General features: G+C 42.1%; 2 protein-coding genes and 1 pseudogene. 2 read left to right on the forward strand and 1 reads right to left on the reverse strand.

Annotated features, from left to right (window positions below; genetic code table 11):
• Positions 1 to 252 precede the first annotated feature (252 nt).
• Complete coding sequence (locus tag QZY09_RS20585; RefSeq protein WP_295675555.1) at positions 253 to 708, forward strand: hypothetical protein; 456 nt, start codon at positions 253 to 255, stop codon at positions 706 to 708.
• 79 nt (positions 709 to 787) lie between these two features.
• A pseudogene (locus tag QZY09_RS20590) lies at positions 788 to 1,705 on the forward strand (DUF6263 family protein).
• 68 nt (positions 1,706 to 1,773) lie between these two features.
• Here the strand turns inward: QZY09_RS20590 and QZY09_RS20595 are convergent.
• Entirely contained in the window at positions 1,774 to 2,364 is a 591-nt protein-coding gene (locus QZY09_RS20595; RefSeq protein ID WP_295675557.1) for an RNA polymerase sigma-70 factor, read from the reverse strand.
• Positions 2,365 to 2,387: the final 23 nt, after the last annotated feature.

A 2,387-nucleotide genomic window follows, 5' to 3' on the forward strand; every position in this document is an offset into this window, starting at 1 on the left:
ATCCTAACACGACAAACAAGCAACAAATAGTCTTAACTTTATAAAAAAAAGTGACAACCTTTTCCAGTACGACTCACGGTGATGAGTGAAACAGGGCGGAACAAAATCACTCAGGCCTAAATACTACTAATCTCACATTTTTCTCCAGGTCATCCTTCCGTATCTTGTGTCAACAGCCCGCCCTGCTTTTTGTGGTACAGGCTGGTTAAAATGCTGTTTTGCCATCCTAATCGTTAATTTGTTTTTTCTACAATGAAAGTTAAATTTTTAATTATCGCGGCCATCTTTACAATTTGGGGTTTAAAGGTGCGGGCCCAGGGCTTCAGCAGCCCGAAAGAATTCATCGCCTCAAAACTAAAATATGCCATCGAGCGAATCGGTACCTCTGCCGAAAACATGATGGGGTCGGCCACTGCATTTACATTAGATACTTCGGACCCAACCTATAGCATTTATATATACCAACAGGATACGCTTGCAAACATCGGCTTCAAAAAAGAAGAAATTGAGGCTGCAACGCACATCTATATTTATTTGCCTCAATCCTATCACGCAACCATAGACCGGCTTTTAAACGACCTAAGTTTTAGCCGGACAAGCAGAGACACCGTCCCGGGATCCTTCGAATACGAAAATGCTGACGATACCATTTATTGGCAGCAAAACGCCGACAATGGGATGATGGTTGTGGTAGTAACCAAAAAATAATGAACCGGGTAACCCAATCCGCTTATCCCATTTGATTTGCCGGAAAACTTTGGCATCTTTACGGCCATTAATCCTGATCATGAAAAAAATATTTACTTTGTTATTACTACTGGCCAGCGCTTATGCTTTCGGCCAAAAAATCAACCTCGCACTCCACCTTAAACAGGATAGCACCTATTACCTTACAACCAACGCAAATTTAACCATTGTGCAGGATTTGCCCGGCCAAAAACAAGTTATCAGCACTATCATCTCCGCAAAAATATCGCACAAGGTTATTGCCATTCGCGATAGTATTTATGATATGGAAGTGCAATATAAGCGGATGAACATGAGTATGGAGGTTGGCGGCAAAACCACAGGATTTAGCTCAGACGACAGCTTAAGCAGCAACCCGGCTTCAAAAATGATAGCGGGTATACTCAACAAAAGCTTCAATATATCCATCACTAAAAGCGGCAAGGTCCTCGAAGTAAAAAATATTAATAACCTCTTCGATAACATGTTCAAGGACTTTCCGCAGGTTACCGATGAGCAGAAAGCGCAATTTAAAAATTAGATGCAGCAAACCTTTGGCGAAAAAACCATTAAAACTAATTTCCAGGATGCATTTGCTGTATTCCCCGGCCACAGTGTAGCGATAGGCGAAACATGGCAAAACAACAGCAGCCTCGAATCGATCATATCCTGTAATACGGTGACTACCTTTTCGATAAAAGACGTGCAGGCGAACAGCTACCTGGTAGCCGGCGATATAACCTTTACGCCTAATGAGAAAGCTGGATTTAAACCATTTAAAGGCATGATGATGCTTTATGATAACATTAGCGGCACCGGGTCAAACAAAATCAAACTGGATAAAGCAACCGGCTGGATCACCGAGGCAACCATTGTAAAAAACATGAAGGGTACCGTTCACATACAGGATGGCCCGCAGGCCCCCGGCGGCCTCACCTTTCAGATGTCTATAGCCGCAGATCTTACAGTAACCAATTAATGGACTAACAAGTCGTTCGTTCTGTTTTGGATATTAATAATGATTTAAACCGAAAAGCACACAGCCGTTTAACGGTGCGAGATAATATCTACCAGCAAAAAGATAAGCGCCGAATCTTTTAACGATAGCCTTAAATGTTTTAAGGCAACAGTTACCTGGTTTTCAACTGTTCGTTTGGAGATCAGCAGGCGGTCGGCGATCTCTTCGTTTGACAATTGCTCCAGGCGGCTCATAATAAATATTTCTTTACAACGGCGGGGCAGCAGGTTAAGGTAGCTATGCAACTGCTGGTATAATTCATCCTGGCGGATATGTTCTTCACCCAGGTTAAGGCAAAAGGCATCAATTTTCTCATCCGCGTCTTCATCATAAACCAATGGCGATGCTTTTGCCGACCGTAAATAATTATACACCTTATACCGGGTGGCGGATGAAAGGTATTGCGGGAAGGATTCAATGACCAGGTCCTTTCTTTTGTTCCACAGGTAGATAAAAACGTCTTCAATAATTTCTTCGCAAACATCTTTATCCTTCAGTATTTTAAAGGCGACCATGTACAATTTCTTCCAGTAGCGCTTAAAAAACACGTTAAATGCCCTGAAATCATCATCAACGATCTCCATCCACAACTGCTTATCTGTTAGGGTATTATTGGGCATACATTTGGTTTTGTAAAATTAGG

Source organism: uncultured Mucilaginibacter sp. (assembly GCF_903913935.1).
Lineage (GTDB): Bacteria > Bacteroidota > Bacteroidia > Sphingobacteriales > Sphingobacteriaceae > Mucilaginibacter.